This window comes from Salinispora goodfellowii, assembly GCF_059570675.1.
Map to the genome: position 1 here is coordinate 13,705 of NZ_JCANTD010000018.1, position 18,526 is coordinate 32,230.

Sequence of the window (18,526 nt, forward strand, 5' to 3'; positions counted from 1 at the left end):
TGGTCGCGGCCCGTGGCGGGGGCACGGGCCGCGACCGGATGCCGCACCGCGCTACTGGCCGGTGATACTCGCCCAGTGCCACGGGCTGTCGAAGGCGGCCACCTCGAGGGCGGTGCCGGCGGCGACCAGCATGGCCGCCTGGGTCGTGGCGGTGGCGATGAAGTCCGAGGCCCGATGCGCGGCGAGCAGGTCCTGCTCGTCGAAGGGCCGCCCCGCGCAGCGCAGCAGTCGCAGGTCGACGAAGCCGGTGAAGGCGCGGCCCAGCACCACCACCGGCTGCGGGCTGCGGATGCTGAACCGCACCCGGGTGGCGACGTGACCGTGGTGGTGTTGGTCGGAGTGGTACGCGAGATCCGGGATGGTGGGCGGGGCGAAATAGTCGCGATCCACCACCTCCGGTACGGGCGGCAGGTTGCCGGCGAGGAAGTGCCACGAGTTGTACTGCATGCGCGCGGCCATCGACCAGGCGGCGTCGGCCAGGTGCGCGACGGAGTTCCCGAAGTGCCGCCGGGCCGCTGGCGCCGGCACCACGCAGCAGAAGAAATGCGGGATGTCCCAGGAGACGATCGTGGCCCACCGCTCGTCCCGCAGCGCCGCGATCAGCCTGGTCAACGACCGCATCCCCCGGCTCATCGCGAAGTCGGCGTCGAAGACCGCGGTCGCCGCGGCGACAGTTTCGTACACCAGGGACTCCAACCCGGTCCCGAAGTCGCCCCGCGGTTCGGCCAGCCAGCCCGGCGACGCCGCCACCGCAGCACCCAGCTCGCGCAGGGTCTCGCCAGCGATGGGGAGCCGGTCGCGCAGGTGGGCGCTGAGCATTGCCTCCGCGCGCCGGGCCCGCCCCGGGTCGGGCCCGGCGACCCGCTCGATCTTGTGCATCAGGGGCCCGTGGATGTCCCGGTAGAGCTGCACCCGGGTACTGATCTCCCGACGGCGGCGAGCTATCGCCACCGCCAGCGCATCGAGTACCGTCACCGTGGCCGAGCCGGCTGCCGGCACCGGATCACCACCGGGGATCTCGTTGTACGCCACCCGGGTCCGTTCCAGGAGGTGGGCCACGTGGTCGAGGGTCAGCTGGGTACCGTTCGCCTCCTCGATCCGGGCGTACCCCGCCGAGCGGACCAGCAGCGTGAGCGACACCACCAGCAGCACGTCGTCGTCGGCCCACAGGTCGAGTGGGACGCTGACCAGCGCGCTCAGTGCGCAGTCCGGATGTCCCGGCCACAGCGTCTTGCCGGTCAGGGTGTTGCGGTCGCGGAAGTTGGTGTACTGCCGGTCACCGCAGTAGAACACCACCGGAGCGGTGCGGCGAACCGCCTCGGTCAGCTCCGCGAGTAGCTTCGCCCGACCGTCCGACCCGGCCTCGGCGAGCCAGCGGCGACCGTCGGCGGCCGAGTCGTGTAGCCGGGTGGTGGCGGCGGTGAGCTCGGCCTGGTAGGCGGCCAGATCCCGGGTCGACCACGGCACCCGCAGTACCCCGCCGACCAGGTCGTCCGTACTGGTCAGCGGCCCCTGGGACGGAACCCGTACGGCGATCCGGCCGCTCCTGGTCAGCCCCACCTCGCCGAGGAAGGCCGTACCGGCGGGGTCTGCCGGTCGGGCCGGGGGATCGTCCCCGCGCCATGATCGTCCGAAGAGCACCCGGACCGCGCACTCCGCCGCGGTGGGCAGCGCCCGTAGTTGGATCTCGGCCGGCACGTGCCCGCCGAGGGTCAGCAGCGTCTCCACCGCCATCGCCGGGTCCGGCGCGGCTGTCGCCTGCTGCCAGACCCGGCCCAGCAGGCCGGGGAAGCCGGCATCGTTGCCGACCGGGTAGTCGGGTGTGGCGGTGGCGCCGGCCTTGTGGCCGAGTCGGCTCGGCCGTCGGCTCTGCCGCGCCTTCGCCAGGGCAGCTCGGCGGGACAGCCCGCTATCCGGCTCTACTGGCAGTGTCATGCCCATCCTCCGTGGTCAGGCCGATGTGATCCCAGAGCTGGCCTTCGGTTGGTGTCCACTGCGGATCCGGGTAGATGCAGTCGACCGGGCAGACCAGTACGCACACCGGGCAGCCGGAGCACAGCTCGGGGATGATTACGACGTCGAGTCCCCGATCGAAGATCGCCCCGAACTCGGGCGGGCAGTTGCGCAGGCAGGTGTCGCACGTGATGCACTCGGATTTCTCGATCCGGCGTGGTGGCTTCCTCCACGCCTCGTTGCGGGTGCGCTGCGTGATCCGCGCGTCCCGCGCGGCGCCTGCCTGGGCAGCGGCCTCTCGTGTCCACGGCATCCTGCTCACCTCCTGCCGGGGCGCTCCGGGCCGACCAGCGGCGGCCCGGAGCGGAGCTCCCCTCGGTCAATGGGCGGACCGCCTCAGCTGCGCGGAGATGCCGTCCCACAGCTGGGTCCGCGCGGCCATAGCGGTGTTGACGGTGTCCTTGCACTGCTCCCACCGGTCTTTGTCGTCTCCGCACAGGTCGGCGAGCATCTGCATCGCCATCGGCGTGTGCTCCTCGCTGTCCACCTGAATGTGCCGCCGGAGGTAGTCGACGAAGGTGGAGAGCCCGCCGACCCCGGTGTTGAGCGCGGCGACCTGGTCGAACATCGCCGGGATCAGGTCCTCCCGGCCGAACGCGAACGCCGCGGCCTGGCAGTGCACCGGGGCGTGCTCGATGAACCGCCAGGTGGTGCCGATGAATTCGGCCGCTGGGCCGGGGACGCCGGCCTTGGTGATCGCCGCGGGGACCGGCACACCGGCGCGCAGCAGGCCGATGAAGGAGTCGATCCCGCGGGTGTCGGCGCCGGCCTGGCGCATGCCGTCCACGTACAGCTCGAAGTGGCTGATGAAGCCGTCGCCCAGCTCGTCGCTCTCCTCGACCAGGGTGATGTCGTTGATCAGCCGGCTGCTGCTGCGCTGCCCGGACGGCACCCAGGGCACCTCGACGCAGGTGAGCTGCCGCTGCAGCGACTTGAGTAGGGACATGAAGTCCCAGACCGCGTATACGTGGTGTTCCATGAAGGTGACCACCGCGTCGACACTGTCCAGTTGCCCGTACACCGGGTGGCCAAGCACCTTCTGCCGGGCCGGCTCGATGGTGTCCTTGAGCATGTCGATGGCCGGAGTCGATTCGCCCCAGTCGTACCGTGACATCGCCTTTCCTCTCGTCTCGCCTTAACGGTCCGGCCCACCGGGCCGGGTGGTCAGAAGACCCCGAAGTACTCGCGGTGCTCCCACTCGGTGACGGAGTCGGTCGCCGGGTGCTCCGTTGCGCACCAGGCGCGGAACCGGGACGCCTCGCTCTCCTTGAGCTTGCGCAGGCAGTTCTTCAGTGGCGCGCCGAGCAGCTCCTCCGCCCGGGTGCTCTCGCCGAACGCGGCCAGTGCCGCGGCAAAGGAAGCCGGCAGCGTCGGGGCCGGCGCACCAGCCGGGTCGGCGTCCGTCGAGTCCAGCCCGGCCAGGCCCGCGTGCAACTGCGCGGCGATCACCAGGTACGGGTTTGCGCACGGCTCCCCGATCCGGTTCTCGACGTGGGTTGCGCTGCCGGCGTTGAACACCCGGACCATGGCGCCGCGGTCCTCCTCGCGCCAGTCGACGGAGGTGGGGGAGAGCGGGAACCGCGGCGACAGCCGGTGGTAGCCGTTGACGGTCGGGACGGACAGCAGGCAGAACTCGCTGGCGTGGGCCAGCAGCCCCCGCACGTAGGCCGCACCGGCGGCGGAGAGCGGGCCTGCAGCGCCGTCGTCCGGCGCGAACAGGTTGCGGTTCGTGGTCGTGTCGACGACCGACTGATGCAGGTGCCAGCCGCTCGGGTCGAACCCTTCCAGCCCGGGGAGGGTCATGAACGACGCGTGGTAGCCGCGGCGCCGGCACTCCTGCTTGACCTGGGTCCGGAACAGCAACATGGCGTCCGCCGCCGCCAGCGCCAGCATCGGGTCGAAGGTTGTCTCCAACTGCCCCGGCCCGGATTCGTGTTCGATGGTGCGCAACGGCAGGCCGAGTGCCATGAGCATGGCCGCCAGGGGGTCGGCGAGGTCGGCCACGGCGTCGTAGTAGCTGTCCAGGTTGAACTGGTATCCGGCGTTCATCGCCGCCACCGCCGGGGCGGCCCCCTGCCGGCCGAACCCGTTGCCCGCGTTCCCCACCGGCCCGGCGACCAGGCGAGTCAGGTACCACTCGACCTCAAGTCCAATCACGGGTGCCAGGTCGCGTTCGGCGTAGCGGGCACAGACCCGGCGCAGGAGGTGACGGGTCGCCAGCGGGTGTGGCGAGCCGTCCCGGAGGTACTCGTCGCCGACCACCCACGCGGTCCGCCGGTCCCCGCGGGGCAGCACCTGGAACGTGCGTGGGTCCGGGACCAGGACGAAGTCGCCAGCGCCGAGCAGTTCCGCCACCCCGACGCCCGGGTCGGTGCGGAAGTCCACGGCGACGGCGTGCCCGGTGTCGAAGAGGAACGGACCGGGGCTGAAGTCCAGACCGTTGCGCAGCACGGTACGGAAGACGTGCGCCGGAACGGTTTTGGAGCGGGCCAACCCGTGCGGGTCGCTGAAGACGACCCGGACCAGGTCGACCTCGTCGAGTGACGCCTCGACCTTCTCGGCGGCGGCGATCTGTTCGTCGTTCCAGTGGCCGAACTCGGCCACGAACGAGGGCCGCCCGACGCCGCTGTTGTGGTCGGGCACAGACCAGGTCCTGGACATCGTCATCGCTCTCCTTGGAAGTCGCTGCCCGGCCGGGACGTCGGGCGGGCCAGCTCCGCTTCCAGCCGGGTGGCTGCCCGGAGCACCAGGTCGTCGTCGCCGACCCGACCCACGAGCTGAACCCCCACCGGGAGCCCGTGGGGCGTCACCCCGGCGGGCAGGGAGAGGGCCGGCTGGCCGGTGAGGTTGAACGGATAGGTGGCGGGTGACCACGCCAGCCACCGCAGACCGTCCGGATCGGCGGCGGCGGGCGGGGCGACGGCGTCAGCGGCGAAGGGTGTGATCGGGACGGTCGCCATCGCCAGCAGGTCGTAGCGCTGCATCACGTGGTGCAGCCGGGCCCGCAGGGCCATCCGGGTCTCTTCGGCGCGGAGGACGGCGGCGCCGGTGAGCGTGCGCCCGTACCGGATGAGCGCGAGCCGGCCCGGATCGCAGAGCCGCTCCTCCGCCGCCGGAGTCGCTGCAGCGGCCTCAGCGGCGGCGAGGAGGTCCACGAGCGCGCCGTAGGGATCGGTGAACGGCACCGCGATGCGCTCGACCCGGTGTCCCAGTCGGGCCAGTGCCGGTTCCACCAGGTCCGTGACCGCACGGACCGCCTCGGTTGTCCCAGGGAAGTCGAGCCAGCCGATCCGTAGCGCGGCCGGAGCGGCCGGTGGCGCGATCGCTCCCGCCACCGAGTCCGGGTCCTGGTGGTCCGGACCGACCAGCACCGCCATCAGGGTGGTGATGTCGGCGACCTCGGTTGCCAGCGGCCCCAGGTGGGATAGGCGTTCGGCGCCGGGTGGCACGTAGGGGACCCGGCCGAAGGAGGGCTTGAACCCGACCACGCCGCAGAACGCTGCGGGGATGCGGATCGATCCAGCCCCGTCGGTCCCGATCGCCGCGGTGCTCAGCCCGGCTGCCACCGCAGCGGCCGAGCCGCCGCTCGACCCGCCGGCGGTCCGCTCCGGTGCCCACGGGTTGCGGGTCGGGCCGGCGACCCGGCTTACCGTGCTGGCGCTCCATCCGTGTTCCGAGGTCGCGGTCTTGCCCACCAGGATGGCGCCCGCCGCCCGTAGGCGGGCCACCGCCGGTGCGTCCACCGCCGGGCGGCGGTTGGGCACCAGCGACCCGCGCCGGGTGGGCAGGTCCCGGGTCTGGATGAGGTCCTTGATCGCGATCGGGACTCCGAGTAGCGGCCGGTCTCGGAAGGCGGCCGTACCGAAAGCGGAGAGGAACTGGTCGGCCGCGTCCGCCTCGTCCCGGGCGCGGTCGTCGGCGACCGCGACGAACGCCCCGATCGTCGGGTCGGTCTCCCGGATCGCCGCGAGTACGTCCTCCAGATGCTCGGCAACTGTCGAACCGCCAGTGAGGAACAGTTGTCTCGTCTCCCGGACAGACCGGCAAACCGGCGTTCGAATGGCGGGAAGCGTTAATGCGGGCACCACCCCAATAAAGGCCGTAGTCGCTCGTTGGGCAAGTTTTTGGGAGGGGTGCGGTGGTCCGGATGGCAACTCCGAAGAAAAGACCTCCGGTGCTCCTCCGATCCGGCTCGTTCAACTGACGAAAAGCTACGAAAACCTGGATGGCAAGTATGGATAAGTTTTGGATCAGTGCTGTACTGCGCGCCGGGGGAATCGTTACTCTGCGGCTCGTGGGTCCGGTTCTCGTTGGGGGTTCATGGTCATGATTTCTCGTTATTCTCTGCCGGAGATGGCCGACCTCTGGTCGGATGAGGCGCGCTACGCCACCTGGTCGAGGGTGGAGCTCCTCGCGACCCAGGCGCAGGCGCTGCTGGGCCGGGTCCCCGAGCCGGCCCTGGCTGACATCCAGCAAGCCCGGGTGCCGTCGGTGGCGCGGGTGGCCGAGCACGAGCGCCAGCGGGACCACGAGATTCTCGCCTTCCTCGCGGCCTTCTGCGAGAACATTCCGGCCGACTCGGCCCGTTGGGTCCACCTCGGCATGACCAGCTACGACCTGGTGGACACCGCGCTGGGGGCCACCCTCGCCGGCGCCTGTGACGTGCTGCTCGCGGCGGTGGTGCGGCTGCGCGGCGTGCTGGTGGATCAGGCGCTCGCGCACTGGGAGACGGTGTGTATCGGCCGTACCCATGGCATGCACGCCGAGCCCACCACGCTCGGGCACAAGCTCGCGGGCTTCGCCTTCGCGCTGGACCGGTCCGTGCGGCGGTTACGAGCGGCGCGTGCCGAGGTCGCGGTTGGCACGATCTCCGGATCGGTCGGGACCTATGCGCTCATTGATCCCTTCGTCGAGGAGCACGTCTGCGCCGAGCTCGGCCTCGCGGTGGAGCCCGCGCCGTCCCAGGTCGTGGCCCGGGATCGACACGCGCAGCTGCTGCACGCCCTCGCCACGCTCGGCGCCTGCGTGGAGCAGGTCGCCACCGAGGTCCGGCTGCTCTCGCGCAGCGAGGTCCGCGAGGTGGAGGAGCGCCGTACGGTCGGCTACCAGGGCTCCAGCGCCATGCCGCACAAGCGGAATCCGACTTCCAGTGAACGTCTGGTGGGGCTGGCCCGGCTGCTCCGCGGGTACGCGGGTACGACGGTGGAGAACGTGGCGCTGTGGCACGAGCGGGATCTGTCCCACTCCGCCGTGGAACGGGTGGTCCTGCCCGACGCGATGATCGTCGCACACTTCCAGGCGAGTCGCGCCGCGGACCTGGTGGCGGGGATGGAGGTCTTCCCGGATCGAATGCGGGCCACGGTCGAGGGGAACGGCGGCGTGGTCTACAGCTCCGCTGTCCTGGCCGACCTGCTGGCGGGCGGCACCGAGCGGGAACGCGCCTACCGGTCGGTGCAGGCCGCCGCGAACGGCGCCGCCGCCGGCGACGGAGATTTCGTTACCCTGCTGCGAGCCGAGGGCATCGATGTCGCGCCGCTGCGCCCGGAGCGTTTCCTGGTTCACCACACCGTCATTCGCAAGCGATTGGAAGATCTCCGTGACCTGGCACATTGAACGCGAGAACGGCGTCGACCTCGACCTGGTTGCGGTCCGGGCGCTGTACCGGTCGTCGGGGCTCGGCGCGCGGCGGCCGATCGCGGAGGCCGGCCGGCTGGCCGCGATGGTGCGAAACGCGAACCTGGTGCTGACCTGTCGGGTCGGGGGTGAGCTGGTGGGAATCGCGCGGAGCATTTCCGACTTTTCCTACGTGACGTACCTCTCCGATATCGCCGTGGACCGGGCTTACCAGCGGTCCGGCATCGGCAAGGCCCTCATCGCGGCGACCCAACAGGAGGCGCCGCCGGCGAAGATCGTGTTGCTGTCGGCGCCGGCCGCCGCCGACTACTACCCGCACATCGGGTTCACCCCGCACCACTCGGCCTGGGTGTGGAACCCGTAGCGGGCCACGGTAACCAACGACGGGCGGCGGTGGACCGCCCCCGTGGTGCCCGGTGTGCGCCGCGGCTAGCGGGCGTCGGCCGGCACCTCGGCCTCGCGGTTGACCAGCATCGCGTAGTGCCCCCCCAACTCCACCAACTCGGCGTGGGTGCCGCGTTCGACGATGGTGCCGGCATCCAGCACGATGATCTCGTCCGCCTCGCGGATCGTCGACAGCCGGTGCGCGATCGTGATCGTGGTACGACCGGCGCTGGCCGCATCGATGGCCCGCGTGACGGCCTCCTCGGTCTGGTTGTCCAGGGAACTGGTCGCCTCGTCGAGCACCAGGATCGGCGGATCGCGCAGGACCGCCCGGGCGATCGCCAGGCGCTGCCGTTCCCCGCCGGAAAACCGGAACCCCCGTTCGCCCACCACGGTGTGGTACCCGTTCGGCAGCGACAGCAGGTGGTCGTGGATATGGGCGATCCTGGCGGCCGCCACCAACTCGTCGTCGGTCGCGTCAGGCCGGGCGAACCGCAGGTTCTCGGCGACCGAGGTGTGGAACAGGTAGGTCTCCTGGAACACCATGCCGACCGTCGCCGCCAGCGTCTCCGCGGGCAGGTCCCGCACGTCGGTGCCGTCGATTGTCACCCGTCCCGACGTCGGGTCGTACAGCCGCGGGATCAGGTAGCTGAGGGTGGTCTTGCCGGACCCGGTCTCACCGACGATCGCCAGGCTGCGGCCGGCGGGGACCGCCACGTCGATGTCGCACAGCATGGGCCGGTCCGCGCCCGGATAGGTGAAGCCGACCTGGTGGAGCCGGAGTTCCCCCCGTGGCTTCGCGAGGGGGGCGGAACCCGCCGCCTCGTCGAGGTCGACGGGCAGGTCGAGGTACTCGAAGATCCGGCCGAACAGGACGAGTGAGGTCTGCACCTCCACGGCGACCTCCACCAGGGAGACCGCCGGTCGCAGCAGAGTCTGCTGCAGGGTGGTGAAGGCGACCAGGGTGCCGATGGAGATCGCCGCCTGACCGCCGCGGCCGTTCAGTCCCGCCACCCAGTACGTCGCCGCCGGCATCGATGCCAACACGATCCAGGTTGTCGCCTGGGTCCAGCGGCCGGCCAGGTGTGAGCGGATCTCCAGGTCGGACAGGAGTCGCGACTCCGCGGTGAAGATGTCGGTCAGTGAGCGGGAGCGGCCCATCGTCCGGGCCAGCAGCACACCGCTGACGGAGAGCGATTCCTGCACGATCACGGAGATCGCGGCGGCCTGGCGTTGCCGCTCGCGGGTGATGCGGCGGCGCTGGTTGCCGACCCGTCGCCCGACCCAGACGAAGAACGGCACCAGTACCAGCGACACGATGGTAAGACGCCAGTCCAACACCAACATCCCAATGATCGTGGCCACGACCACGGTCACGTCGGAGACCAATGTCGTCGCGGTGGTGGTCACGGTGGCCTGCATGTCGCCGATGTCGTTGGTGATCCGCGACTGCACCTCGCCGGAGCGGGTCCGGCTGAAGAAGGCCAGCGGCATCCGCTGCAGGCGTCCGTAGACGGCGGCGCGCAGATCGTGCATCACCTGCTCGCCGACCTTCGTGGAAAGGTAGGTCTGCCAGACGACGACCGAGCTGTTCGCGACGGACGCGAGGAGCATGCAACCAGCGAGGACGGTCAGTAGACCCGTCCGGCCCTCCGGTAGGGCCACGTCCAGGATCTCTCGGATCAGGAACGGGTTGACCAGGAAGAACAGGGAGGAGAGGCCGACCAGGCCGGCGACGACCACCAGGCTCCATCCATACGGGCGGAACAACCGGAGGATGCGCCGTACCGGCACATCAGGGGCGGTGGTGGTCACCCAGCCTCCTCAGTCGGCGCGGGCGGCACGGCGGGTCGTCCCGGCTGGTGGCGGTGGGGCGGCGGCAGGTCACCGGGGCGCCGCGCCGGTCAGGGCCGGGCTCCGCCGGGGGCGACGTAGACGTCCCCGTCCTCGACCCGTACCTGGTAGGTGTCGACCGGTCGGGTAGCCGGGGGATTGGTCGGCTCACCGGTGCGCAGATCGAAGCAGGAGCCGTGCAGCCAGCACTCGATCGTGCCGTCGTACACCTCTCCCTCGGCGAGCGAAACCTCCGCGTGGGAACACCGGTCGTCGATCGCGTACACCCGTCCCCCGCTCCGGACCACGGCCACCGCTCGGCCCTCGACCTTCACCTCGATCGCGCCTTCGGCCGGAAGCGCCGTCACCGGGCACACCTTGACGAAATCCATCGTCCACTCCTCTCGACCACGTTTCGTTTCTGCCGGATGCCGGATGCCGGATGCCGGGGCTGGTCCGCCGGACGGGAGCCTTCCGCCACCTTGCGTGGCGGTCCTCAGGCCGGAGCTGAGCGGGAGTCGAAACCTGCTGGAGCCACCGGCTCCCGCCGGTGACCAGGAAGAATGGATCAGGAATCAAGAAGCGTCGGGGTCGGACGGCCGTTAGCGTTGTGCTATGAACATCACCATTCACTCGAGCTTTCTGCCGCACGAGAATGCGGAGGCGTCGATCACCTTCTACCGGGAAGTCCTGGGCTTCGAGATTCGAAACGATGTCGGTTACGACGGGATGCGGTGGGTCACGGTGGGTCCGGCCGACCAGCCGCAGACCTCAATCGTGCTCCAACCGCCGGCGGCCGACCCCGGGATCACCGACGGCGAGCGGCGCACGATCGAGGAGATGATGGCGAAGGGCACGTACGCCGGTGTTCTCCTCGCCGCCGCCAACCTCGACGAGGTGTTCGAGCGGGTGCAGGCCAGCGGAGCCGAGGTGGTGCAGGAGCCGATCGACCAGGACTACGGGGTCCGGGACTGCGCCTTCCGGGACCCGGCCGGCAATCTGATCCGGATCCAGCAGGCGGGTTGACCGCGGCGCGGAAGCGTCACTTCCCTCGTTGATCGCAAGCCCACTGACGCCAAGGAGGCCATCACCATCATGCTGCTGCCCGACACGATCACGCTCGGGGCAACCGACGCGCAGGCCGCACCCGCCTTTTATCAGTCCGTGTTCGCGGCTACTGCCGTAGGCCATCAGGACGAGCGGGTGGAGTTGGATCTGCACGGCGTGGCCCGGCTCGCCGTGTGCCCGATCACGGAGCTGGCGGCACAGGCGCATGCGGAGCCCACGGCACCGAACTATCGCGGTTACGTCCTCAGCTATATCGTCAACCAGCCCGACGAGGTGCGGAGCATCCTGGACGCTGCCGCCCGGCACGGCGCGAGCGTTCTCAAACCGGCGAAGAAGGCCATGTTCGCCGGTTTCTCCGGTGCCTTCCAGGCTCCGGACGGTGCGGTCTGGAAGCTGACCTCCGCGAAGGCGAAGCCGACCGGGCCAGCTCAGGAGACACCGGTGCCGAATGAGGTCGGTATCCTCCTCGGCGTCGCCGCGACGAAGTCCGCCAAGTCGTTCTATTCGGCCCTGGGCATGGTGGTCGACCGGGACTACGGCAGCAAGTACATCGACTTCCAGCCAAGTCCGGCCGGCTGCCGGCTGGGCCTGATGGACGGAAAGGTGCTGGCCAAGGATGTCGGCACCAAGGAGGACCGCGCCGACTTCCGGGCGGCGGCCTTCGAACGGTTGGTGCCCTCGCCGGACGAGGTCGACTCCCTCCTGTCGGCAGTGACCGCTGCCGGCGGCCGGGTCGTCGCCCCGGCTGCGAAATCCGGGTCGGGAGTCTATGCCGGCTACTTCACCGATCCGGACGGCTTTCTGTGGAAGGTGACCTCTGGGTAGTGGCGGGCTCGGCCGGGTCAGCCCCCGCGGATCCGAGTCCGCCGGCCCGAGGTGTCGGCCGGCGGACTCGTTGGGTGTGCCGGTCAGCCGGCTTCCGGAGCGGGTAGCGGATTCGCGTCGCAGGTGGCGTCAACGCCGGTGGTGGCGCTCGGACGGGTACCGTCTCGGAGGTAGGCGGTGACGTGGTTGTTGAGGCACTCGTTGGCGTTGGCGGTCAGGGACGCGCCGTGGAAGACGCCGCCGCGCTCCAGGACCAGCCGGGAGTCCGGGAACCGCCGGTGCACCTCGTAGGCCCCGGCCACCGGGGTGAGCGCGTCGTGCTCCGCCTGGATCAGCAATATGTTTGCGCTCCGGTCGCCGACCTTCGTCGGGCGGCGGGCTGGCACCGGCCAGAATGCGCACGGAGCGTTGTACCATGCGCTGTTCCAGGTCATGAAGCGGTCTCCGCGGTCGTACTGGCGGCTCAGGTCGGTGTGCCAGCGGCTCCAGCGCCGGGGCCAGTAGCCGTCGACGCACTGCACGGTGCGGTACGTGGCATGGGTGTTCTGGGCAGGGAAGCCCGGCTCGCCACCGAAGTTCGCCCGCAGCCCGGCCGGGTCACCCCGCAGCACCCAGTCGGCCAGCACCTGCGCGTGGTAGGTCCAGACGTAGCTGCGATACACGTTCACCGCGAAGATGTCGCTGTACTCCGCCGGGCCGATCTGGCCGTCGATCGGCGCCTCCCGGAGTGCGGCCATGCCCTGGTAGTAGTTCGCCTCGACCGCCGCGGCCGTGTCGCCCAGGTGGTAGTGGGAGTCGTGTTCGGCGATCCAGCTGAAGAAGATCTGCGCGCGCCGCTCGAAGGCCGCATTCGTTCGGGACAGTGCGGTGTACCCGACTGTGCTCGGCTGCACCACACTGTCCAGTACCATCCGGCGCACCCGGTCCGGGAACAGGGAGGCGTAGACCGAGCCGAGGTAGGTGCCGTAGGAGTAGCCCAGATAGTTGATTTTCTCCTGACCGAGCGCGGCCCGGATGAGATCCATGTCCCGCGCCGTGTCGGTGGTCCGGAAGTGCCGGAGGGTGTCGCCGTACCTCTCGCCGCAGCTCTCCGCGTACGCGCGGGCCCGCTTCGTCCACACCTTCTCCTCAGTGCGGCTGCCCGGAACGTAGTCGGGCCGTGCTTCGCCCGGATACAGGTAGGTGGGGTCGCAGGTGATCGACGGCTCGCTCGCCCCGACGCCGCGGGGGTCGAACCCGATCCAGTCGTAGGTCGAACCCACCTCGGTCGGCAGCCCGCTCCAGCCCTTGGCGAACCGGGTTGGCAGATCCCTTCCGATGGTGCCGGGCCACTGCCCCCGGTTCAGTAGGACAACGCCCTGGTACTCGGATTCCGGCGCGGTGTGCTTGGCCCGGGTGAGCGCCAGGGTGATCTTCCGGCCGGTCGGCCGGGAGTGGTCAAGCGGCACCGCGAGTGAGCCGCACTCCAGCCCGACCAGGTAGTCCTCCATCACCGGGTCGTCGGCCGGGCAGGGGGACCAGGAGATTGTGCTGGCCGGCCAGGCGGTGCTGCCCACCGTTGGTGCCGCCCCGACCGGAGCGACGGCGATGACCTGTGCCGTGAGACCAAGTACGACTGCGGTCGCACCAGCGAAGAGTCTTTTCACTATTCCCCCCAAACTGCTCGTGGGCTTGGTGCCCAACACCTGTTGAGTGCCTTACTCGTCGGCCGGATCATTCGGACTGTTGGGGTTTCATCGGGCGGCGGTCAGCGTTTCCATCCGCCGGACGATGTCGGCCGGGGTCGGTAGCACGGCCAGCTCGGCGGCGAGGGCCTGCGCCTGCCGGGCGTACCGCCGGTCGGCGAGTAGCTCTCGGCTGCGGGCGGCCAGGACGTCCGCCAGGTCGGGATCGGCCGGGCGGGGAGCGTGGACCGTCACGGCGGCGCCGAAGTTGGACAGAGCGTCGGCGATCGCTCTGGTGTGGGTGTTCGGGGGAGTGATCACCTGCGGCACTCCCGCGGCGATGACGGCCATCGTGGTGGTGGCGCCGCCATGGTGGACGGCCAGGTCACAGGTGGGTGCCACGGTATCCAACGGGATCCAACCGATGCGGATGTGGTCCGCCGTCGCACCGAACTCCTCGGCGACCCGGGTGGGCGCCGCGATCACCACCTCGGCGTTCACGGCGGTGAGCTGCGCTGCCAGCCGCCGTAACGAGCGGCCGGCGAGCATGCGATGGTGCGTCCCGGAGGTGATCAACACCCGGGGGCGGCCCGGCGGCCGGGTGTAGGCCCACCGTTGGAGGCGGCGCTGGGGGTTCGTGGCCACGTAGCGCATGGGGTGCACGTCGGCGGCGGGCGACGACCGTAGCGACGGCGGGCTGACATCAACCACCAGGTCGGGTTTGGGTAGCCCGCCCAGGCTCCGGCGGCTCAGCTCCGGCGCAAGCTCCTTCGCCGCTACCGGGTCGATCTCCGCCATCGGAATTCGCAGATACTCGATGTGCCGTACGAAGGGGACGTCCCGTGCCGCGGCGAGCAGCCCTGCCGCGTAGCTCATCGAGCTACCGACGACGACGTCCGGCCGCCAGTCCTGCGCCAGCTCGCTCAGGCCCGCCAGCGTGGCGGCGGCCATCCTTCCCAGTCCGCGGCCGGTCACCACCATCTCGTGCGGCGAGTCGACGGTGGCGAGGAAGGACCGGATCGACGTCGACGTGATCGACACCCCGGGTAGGCCGACCGTCTCCACCGCGTCGATGAGCGGCTCGTTTGTGGCCACCAGTACTTCGTGCCCCGCGTTGCGTACCGCATGGGCCAGGGCGGCGATCGCATAGACGGTGACGTGGCTGCCGGTGGTGAGGAAGAGGAACCTCATCGCCGGGCGCTGGTGTTCCGTGCGGTGCTGCCGGCCTCGGGGCGGCATTCGGTGACGAACTGGCCCGACGGGCTGTGGCCGGATGCCGTCACGGTGAGGCCGGCGCGCGCGGCGAGGTCCCGGAACTCGTCCAGGGTCCGGGGTTTGCCGCCGGTCTGCACCATCATCAGGAGCCCGGCCGAGGCGGCCGACCGTCCTGGGGAGACCCCGCCGACCACGACCACGCGGCCGTGCGGTGCCGCGGCCTCGGCGCAGCGGGTGAGCAGCGCGACAGCCTGCTCGTCCGGCCAGTCCAGGAGCAGACGCTTGAGCAGATAGACGTCGGCTCCGGCGGGCAGCGGGTCGAAGAAGCTCTGCCCCCGGACGGCGGCCCGGTCGGCAACCCCCGCGGCCGCGAAGACCTCGGTGGACCGGGCGACCGTTCGGGGCAGGTCAACCAGGGTGCCGCGGACCGTCGGCCGGGCCCGCAGGATTTCGGCGAGCGTCTCGCCGGTCCCACCGCCCACGTCCACGACGTGGTCGACCTGAGCCCAGGTGTCGTCGAGGAGGACAGCCGGATCCGATGCCTCGCCGGCCCGCCGACCCATGTTCGCGTCGTAGCTGGCCGCGAGGTCGGAGTCGGCGTCGAGGTCGGCCCAGTAGGGGCGTCCGAAGACGGTCTGGTATCCGGGTTGTCCGGTCCGCACCGTCGCCAGCAGTCCGTTCCAGGCGGCGGCGCTGCGGCCACCGTGGCCGTCCAGAGCCAGGCCGCGTAGCCGGCCGGATCTCAGCAGGGAACGGGCCGCCTCGTTCAGGGCGAACTCGCCCTCGACCGGCTCTTCGAAGACGCCCTTGCCGACCAGATGGCGCAGGACCCGGGCCAGGCAGTCCCGGTCACACTCGATGTGGCGGGCGAGCTCTCCGATCTCGGTGACGCCAGCCGCCAGCTGCTCGGCCACGCCCAGGGTTACCACCACGCGTAGGCTCCACGGCGTCGCCAGGTCGCTGAGTGAGTCGACATCCACCTTTTCTGGCACTGCGTCGTCCCTCCACTGTTGGGGTGGCCCGCGGCGGCCCGCTTCGAGGCCATTATCGGCGTGCTGTTACTCGTTCGAGAATGCGTTCAACCCCTGATTGTGGGGCCGCGGAAACTGTTCATCTGGGGACGGCGGTCAGTTGAACGTGGGTCCCGCCGCAACGGTTGCGTTGCGGCGCGCCGGACCAGATGTCAGAATCCGTCGAGATCGAGTACGTCCACACCGTCGAGCGGGTAAAAGCGTTTTCGAATCCTTCCCTGGGTGAAAGACGGTCGAGATGACAGGCGTATACCGAGCGAGCCGACAGTGGGAACGCATCATTCGGCACTGGTTCACCGAGGACGCGGCAGTAGATCTCTCGCATTTCAAGTCGGAGCGGCCGAACCACAAGATGTCGTTGTGGGACCCCGAGGTGAACGGCGTGCGGTATCTCAAGACGCTGGTGCACAATCTGGCGAACACACTTGGTCCGGAGGACTGGGCGCGGTTACGTCGGACGGCCCGGCGTGAGGTGGGCGATCCGGTCGCGGTGCGGTGGCACGGAATGCCGGTCTGCCTGGACTACCTGCAGGCCACGCTCGAGGTCGGGTTCATCGAGCGGAGCGTCGACCTGCGGGGCGCCCGGGTGCTCGAGATCGGAGCCGGCTACGGGCGGACCTGTCACACCCTGCTGTCGAACCATGATGTCGCTGCGTACTGCATCGTGGATCTGCGCAGCACCATGCGGTTCAGCCGTCGCTATCTGCGGGTGGTCCTGGACGATGCCCAGTTCGCGAAGCTCCGCTTCGTCCCGGTGGAGGACGGGGACGTGGGGCTGGCCCTCAGCGAGAGCGTTTTCGACCTCGGCATCAACATCAACTCGTTCGCCGAGATGACCCCGGAGACCGTACGCTGCTACCTCGATCTGATCGCCCGTCGGTGCGCGGCCCTTTATGTGAAGAACCCCGTCGGCAAGTACCAGGATCGGAGCCTGGACGGGCACGTGGAGGGCGACGAGGCCCGGTGGCGGGCGATGGAGACCGGTCTACTCCGTCAGGTCCTGGATATCCACGACAACCAGGCGGTGCGGGCCGCCGTGCCGGGGTTCCTCGCGGCCTATCGGCCCGGCCCCGAATGGCGCGATGTCACTGATGCGTGGGCCGTGCCGTGGAGCTTCTACTGGCAGGCCGTCTATCGCCGGAAACGACCGGACAGTGGTGGCTGACCGGCCGGACCGGCGATGAAGCCGGAGGGGCGCGACAACCTGCGAACACCGGAGATCGGAGGAGCGGTGGACTGGGAGCTGGCGATGGGCGGTGACCCACCCGTGGTGAGCGTACTGGGAGCGTCCGGCTACCTCGGGTCGGTCGTCACCGCCCGGTTGGCGCAGCTTCCGATCCGGTTGCGAGCCGCCTCGCGTCGTCGTAGCCCGCTACCGGAGCAGGTGGTGGCCGAGGTGGAGGTCTGCACCGGGGACCTCACCGAGACCGAGTGCCTGGCCGATGCCGTCGCGGGCGCCGACGTCATTCTCCACCTGGGTAAACACAGCGGTGGGTGGCGTGACGCCGACACTCCGGAGGGAGAACGGGTGAACGTGGGCATCGTGCGCGAACTCATCGAGATTCTCGGCCGGCGCCGGCCGACCCGGACCGCTCCGTTGGTAGTGTTCGCCGCGACCACCCTGCAGGTGGGACAGCCCCCGAATCGGCCGATGATCGGGAGCGAACCGGACCGCCCGGAGACCGCCTACGGCCGGCAGAAGCTGACCGCCGAACGGTTGCTGAAGGCCGCCAGCGCGGCGTCGGTACTGCGTGGGGTCAGCCTGCGGCTGCCGACCGTGTTCGGGCAGAGCTCGCTGTCCCGGGTGGCTGATCAGGGTGTGGTGGTCACGATGGCCCGCCGGGCCCTCGCCGGTCAGCCGTTGACGATGTGGCATGACGGCACCGTTCGGCGGGACCTGGTGTATGTCGAGGACGCCGCGGACGCCTTCCTGGCCGCCATGCGCTGCCCGGATGCGCTGAGCGGTCGACACTGGCTGGTGGGTTCCGGCCGCCCGGACACGCTGGGCGCGGTCTTCCGTACGGTCGCGAGGTCGGTCGCGGCGCAGACCGGCGAGCCGGCGGTACCGGTGGTCTCGGTGCCGGCGCCGGCCCACGCTCCTGTCATCGATTTTCAGAGCATGCAGATCGACCCGACGCCCTTCCAGCGGGTCTCGGGATGGTGCGCGCGCACGGAGCTTGCGGAGGCGGTACACCGCACCGTGGCGGCCCTGCTCGACGGAAGTGACCGGCTCTAGGAGGATCAGGTGAAGGTCGAGAGACTCGCGGTCCAGGGTGCGTTCAGGTTTACGCCCGAGGTTTACGCCGACCGCCGTGGGCTGTTCGTGTCACCGTTCCAGCGAGCGCCGTTCGCCGCGGCGAACGGCGGCCCGCGCCTGCCCGTCGCGCAGACCAACCACAGTGTGTCCCGACGGGGTGTGGTCCGCGGCGTCCACTACACCAGTGCTCCACCGGGTACGGCGAAGTACGTTTACTGTGCTGCCGGTGCGGCGATCGACATCGTCGTGGACGTCCGGGTCGGTTCACCGACATTCGGCCGTTGGGACGCGGTGCAGCTGGATTCGCGGGAGTTCCGGGCGGTGTACTTTCCGGTCGGGGTCGGGCACGCCTTCGTGTCGCTCGCCGACGACACCATCATGTCCTACATGCTCACCGGGGCGTATGTCCCGGAGCACGAGCGGGTGGTCTCCGCCTTTGACCCCGCTCTGGGGCTGCCGATCCCCACGGACCTGGAACCGATCGTCTCCGACCGCGACCGGGTGGGTCCGAGTCTGGCCGAGACCGCCGAGGCCGGCCTGCTCCCCGACTACCAGCAGTGCCAGGTGCTGGAGCAGCAGCTGTATCAGGTGGCCCATTGATC

The 18,526-nt window shown here is 70.0% G+C and carries 17 protein-coding genes; 7 read left to right on the plus strand and 10 right to left on the minus strand.

The window, feature by feature from the left end; translation table 11 throughout:
* Positions 1–51 precede the first annotated feature (51 nt).
* From T398_RS16880 to T398_RS16900, 5 genes are all read right to left on the minus strand, one after another.
* Positions 52–1,935, minus strand: a complete 1,884-nt coding sequence (locus T398_RS16880) for a hypothetical protein (protein ID WP_496448081.1) — start codon at positions 1,933–1,935, stop codon at positions 52–54.
* Entirely contained in the window at positions 1,910–2,266 is a 357-nt protein-coding gene (locus tag T398_RS16885) for a 4Fe-4S dicluster-binding protein (RefSeq protein ID WP_496448083.1), read from the minus strand. The genes T398_RS16880 and T398_RS16885 overlap by 26 nt, the downstream gene beginning before the upstream one ends.
* Before the next feature lie 66 nt (positions 2,267–2,332).
* Positions 2,333–3,127 (minus strand): DUF3050 domain-containing protein, encoded by a 795-nt coding sequence (locus tag T398_RS16890; RefSeq protein ID WP_496448084.1) that lies wholly within the window; start codon positions 3,125–3,127, stop codon positions 2,333–2,335.
* Positions 3,128–3,177: 50 nt separating this feature from the next.
* On the minus strand, positions 3,178–4,680 hold the full coding sequence (locus T398_RS16895; protein WP_496448086.1) for a type I glutamate--ammonia ligase: 1,503 nt from the start codon (positions 4,678–4,680) through the stop codon (positions 3,178–3,180).
* Entirely contained in the window at positions 4,677–6,032 is a 1,356-nt protein-coding gene (locus tag T398_RS16900) for an amidase (RefSeq protein ID WP_496448197.1), read from the minus strand. The genes T398_RS16895 and T398_RS16900 overlap by 4 nt, the downstream gene beginning before the upstream one ends.
* 307 nt (positions 6,033–6,339) lie before the next feature.
* On the opposite strand from T398_RS16900, the gene purB reads away from it, so the two are divergent.
* Together purB and T398_RS16910 are read left to right on the plus strand one after the other, a co-directional pair.
* A complete protein-coding gene (gene purB, locus T398_RS16905) occupies positions 6,340–7,626 on the plus strand; it encodes an adenylosuccinate lyase (RefSeq protein ID WP_496448088.1) in 1,287 nt (428 codons plus the stop codon).
* A complete protein-coding gene (locus T398_RS16910) occupies positions 7,610–8,011 on the plus strand; it encodes a GNAT family N-acetyltransferase (RefSeq protein ID WP_496448090.1) in 402 nt (133 codons plus the stop codon). The genes purB and T398_RS16910 overlap by 17 nt, the downstream gene beginning before the upstream one ends.
* A gap of 65 nt (positions 8,012–8,076) precedes the next feature.
* Here T398_RS16910 and T398_RS16915 read toward each other — a convergent pair whose 3' ends face one another.
* Both T398_RS16915 and T398_RS16920 read right to left on the minus strand, forming a co-directional pair.
* Positions 8,077–9,846, minus strand: coding sequence for an ABC transporter ATP-binding protein (locus T398_RS16915; protein ID WP_496448092.1), 1,770 nt, complete (start codon positions 9,844–9,846; stop codon positions 8,077–8,079).
* An 89-nt stretch (positions 9,847–9,935) separates the two neighbouring features.
* Positions 9,936–10,256, minus strand: a complete 321-nt coding sequence (locus T398_RS16920; RefSeq protein WP_496448094.1) for a non-heme iron oxygenase ferredoxin subunit — start codon at positions 10,254–10,256, stop codon at positions 9,936–9,938.
* Positions 10,257–10,479: 223 nt separating this feature from the next.
* Here T398_RS16920 and T398_RS16925 point away from each other — a divergent pair, with 223 nt between their 5' ends.
* The gene (locus T398_RS16925) at positions 10,480–10,890 is read left to right on the plus strand and encodes a VOC family protein (protein ID WP_496448095.1); all 411 of its coding nucleotides are present in this window, start codon (positions 10,480–10,482) and stop codon (positions 10,888–10,890) included.
* Between the two features lie 69 nt (positions 10,891–10,959).
* A complete protein-coding gene (locus tag T398_RS16930; protein WP_496448097.1) occupies positions 10,960–11,757 on the plus strand; it encodes a VOC family protein in 798 nt (265 codons plus the stop codon).
* Between the two features lie 83 nt (positions 11,758–11,840).
* On the opposite strand, the gene T398_RS16935 is transcribed toward T398_RS16930, so the two are convergent.
* The 3 genes from T398_RS16935 to T398_RS16945 all read right to left on the minus strand — a co-directional run bounded on the left by T398_RS16935 (position 11,841) and on the right by T398_RS16945 (position 15,616).
* Positions 11,841–13,403, minus strand: coding sequence for an alpha/beta hydrolase (locus tag T398_RS16935; protein WP_496448099.1), 1,563 nt, complete (start codon positions 13,401–13,403; stop codon positions 11,841–11,843).
* Positions 13,404–13,490: 87 nt separating this feature from the next.
* A complete protein-coding gene (locus tag T398_RS16940) occupies positions 13,491–14,612 on the minus strand; it encodes a glycosyltransferase (RefSeq protein ID WP_496448101.1) in 1,122 nt (373 codons plus the stop codon).
* Positions 14,609–15,616: a methyltransferase gene (locus T398_RS16945; protein ID WP_496448198.1), complete on the minus strand. Its 1,008-nt coding sequence runs from the start codon at positions 15,614–15,616 to the stop codon at positions 14,609–14,611. The genes T398_RS16940 and T398_RS16945 overlap by 4 nt, the downstream gene beginning before the upstream one ends.
* A 289-nt stretch (positions 15,617–15,905) precedes the next feature.
* On the opposite strand from T398_RS16945, the gene T398_RS16950 reads away from it, so the two are divergent.
* The 3 genes from T398_RS16950 (at position 15,906) to T398_RS16960 (ending at position 18,524) form a co-directional block, all read left to right on the plus strand.
* Positions 15,906–16,832, plus strand: a complete 927-nt coding sequence (locus T398_RS16950; RefSeq protein ID WP_496448102.1) for a putative sugar O-methyltransferase — start codon at positions 15,906–15,908, stop codon at positions 16,830–16,832.
* An 84-nt stretch (positions 16,833–16,916) separates the two neighbouring features.
* Positions 16,917–17,903 (plus strand): NAD-dependent epimerase/dehydratase family protein, encoded by a 987-nt coding sequence (locus tag T398_RS16955; RefSeq protein WP_496448200.1) that lies wholly within the window; start codon positions 16,917–16,919, stop codon positions 17,901–17,903.
* A gap of 9 nt (positions 17,904–17,912) precedes the next feature.
* Positions 17,913–18,524: a dTDP-4-dehydrorhamnose 3,5-epimerase family protein gene (locus T398_RS16960; protein WP_496448103.1), complete on the plus strand. Its 612-nt coding sequence runs from the start codon at positions 17,913–17,915 to the stop codon at positions 18,522–18,524.
* Positions 18,525–18,526 lie beyond the last annotated feature (2 nt).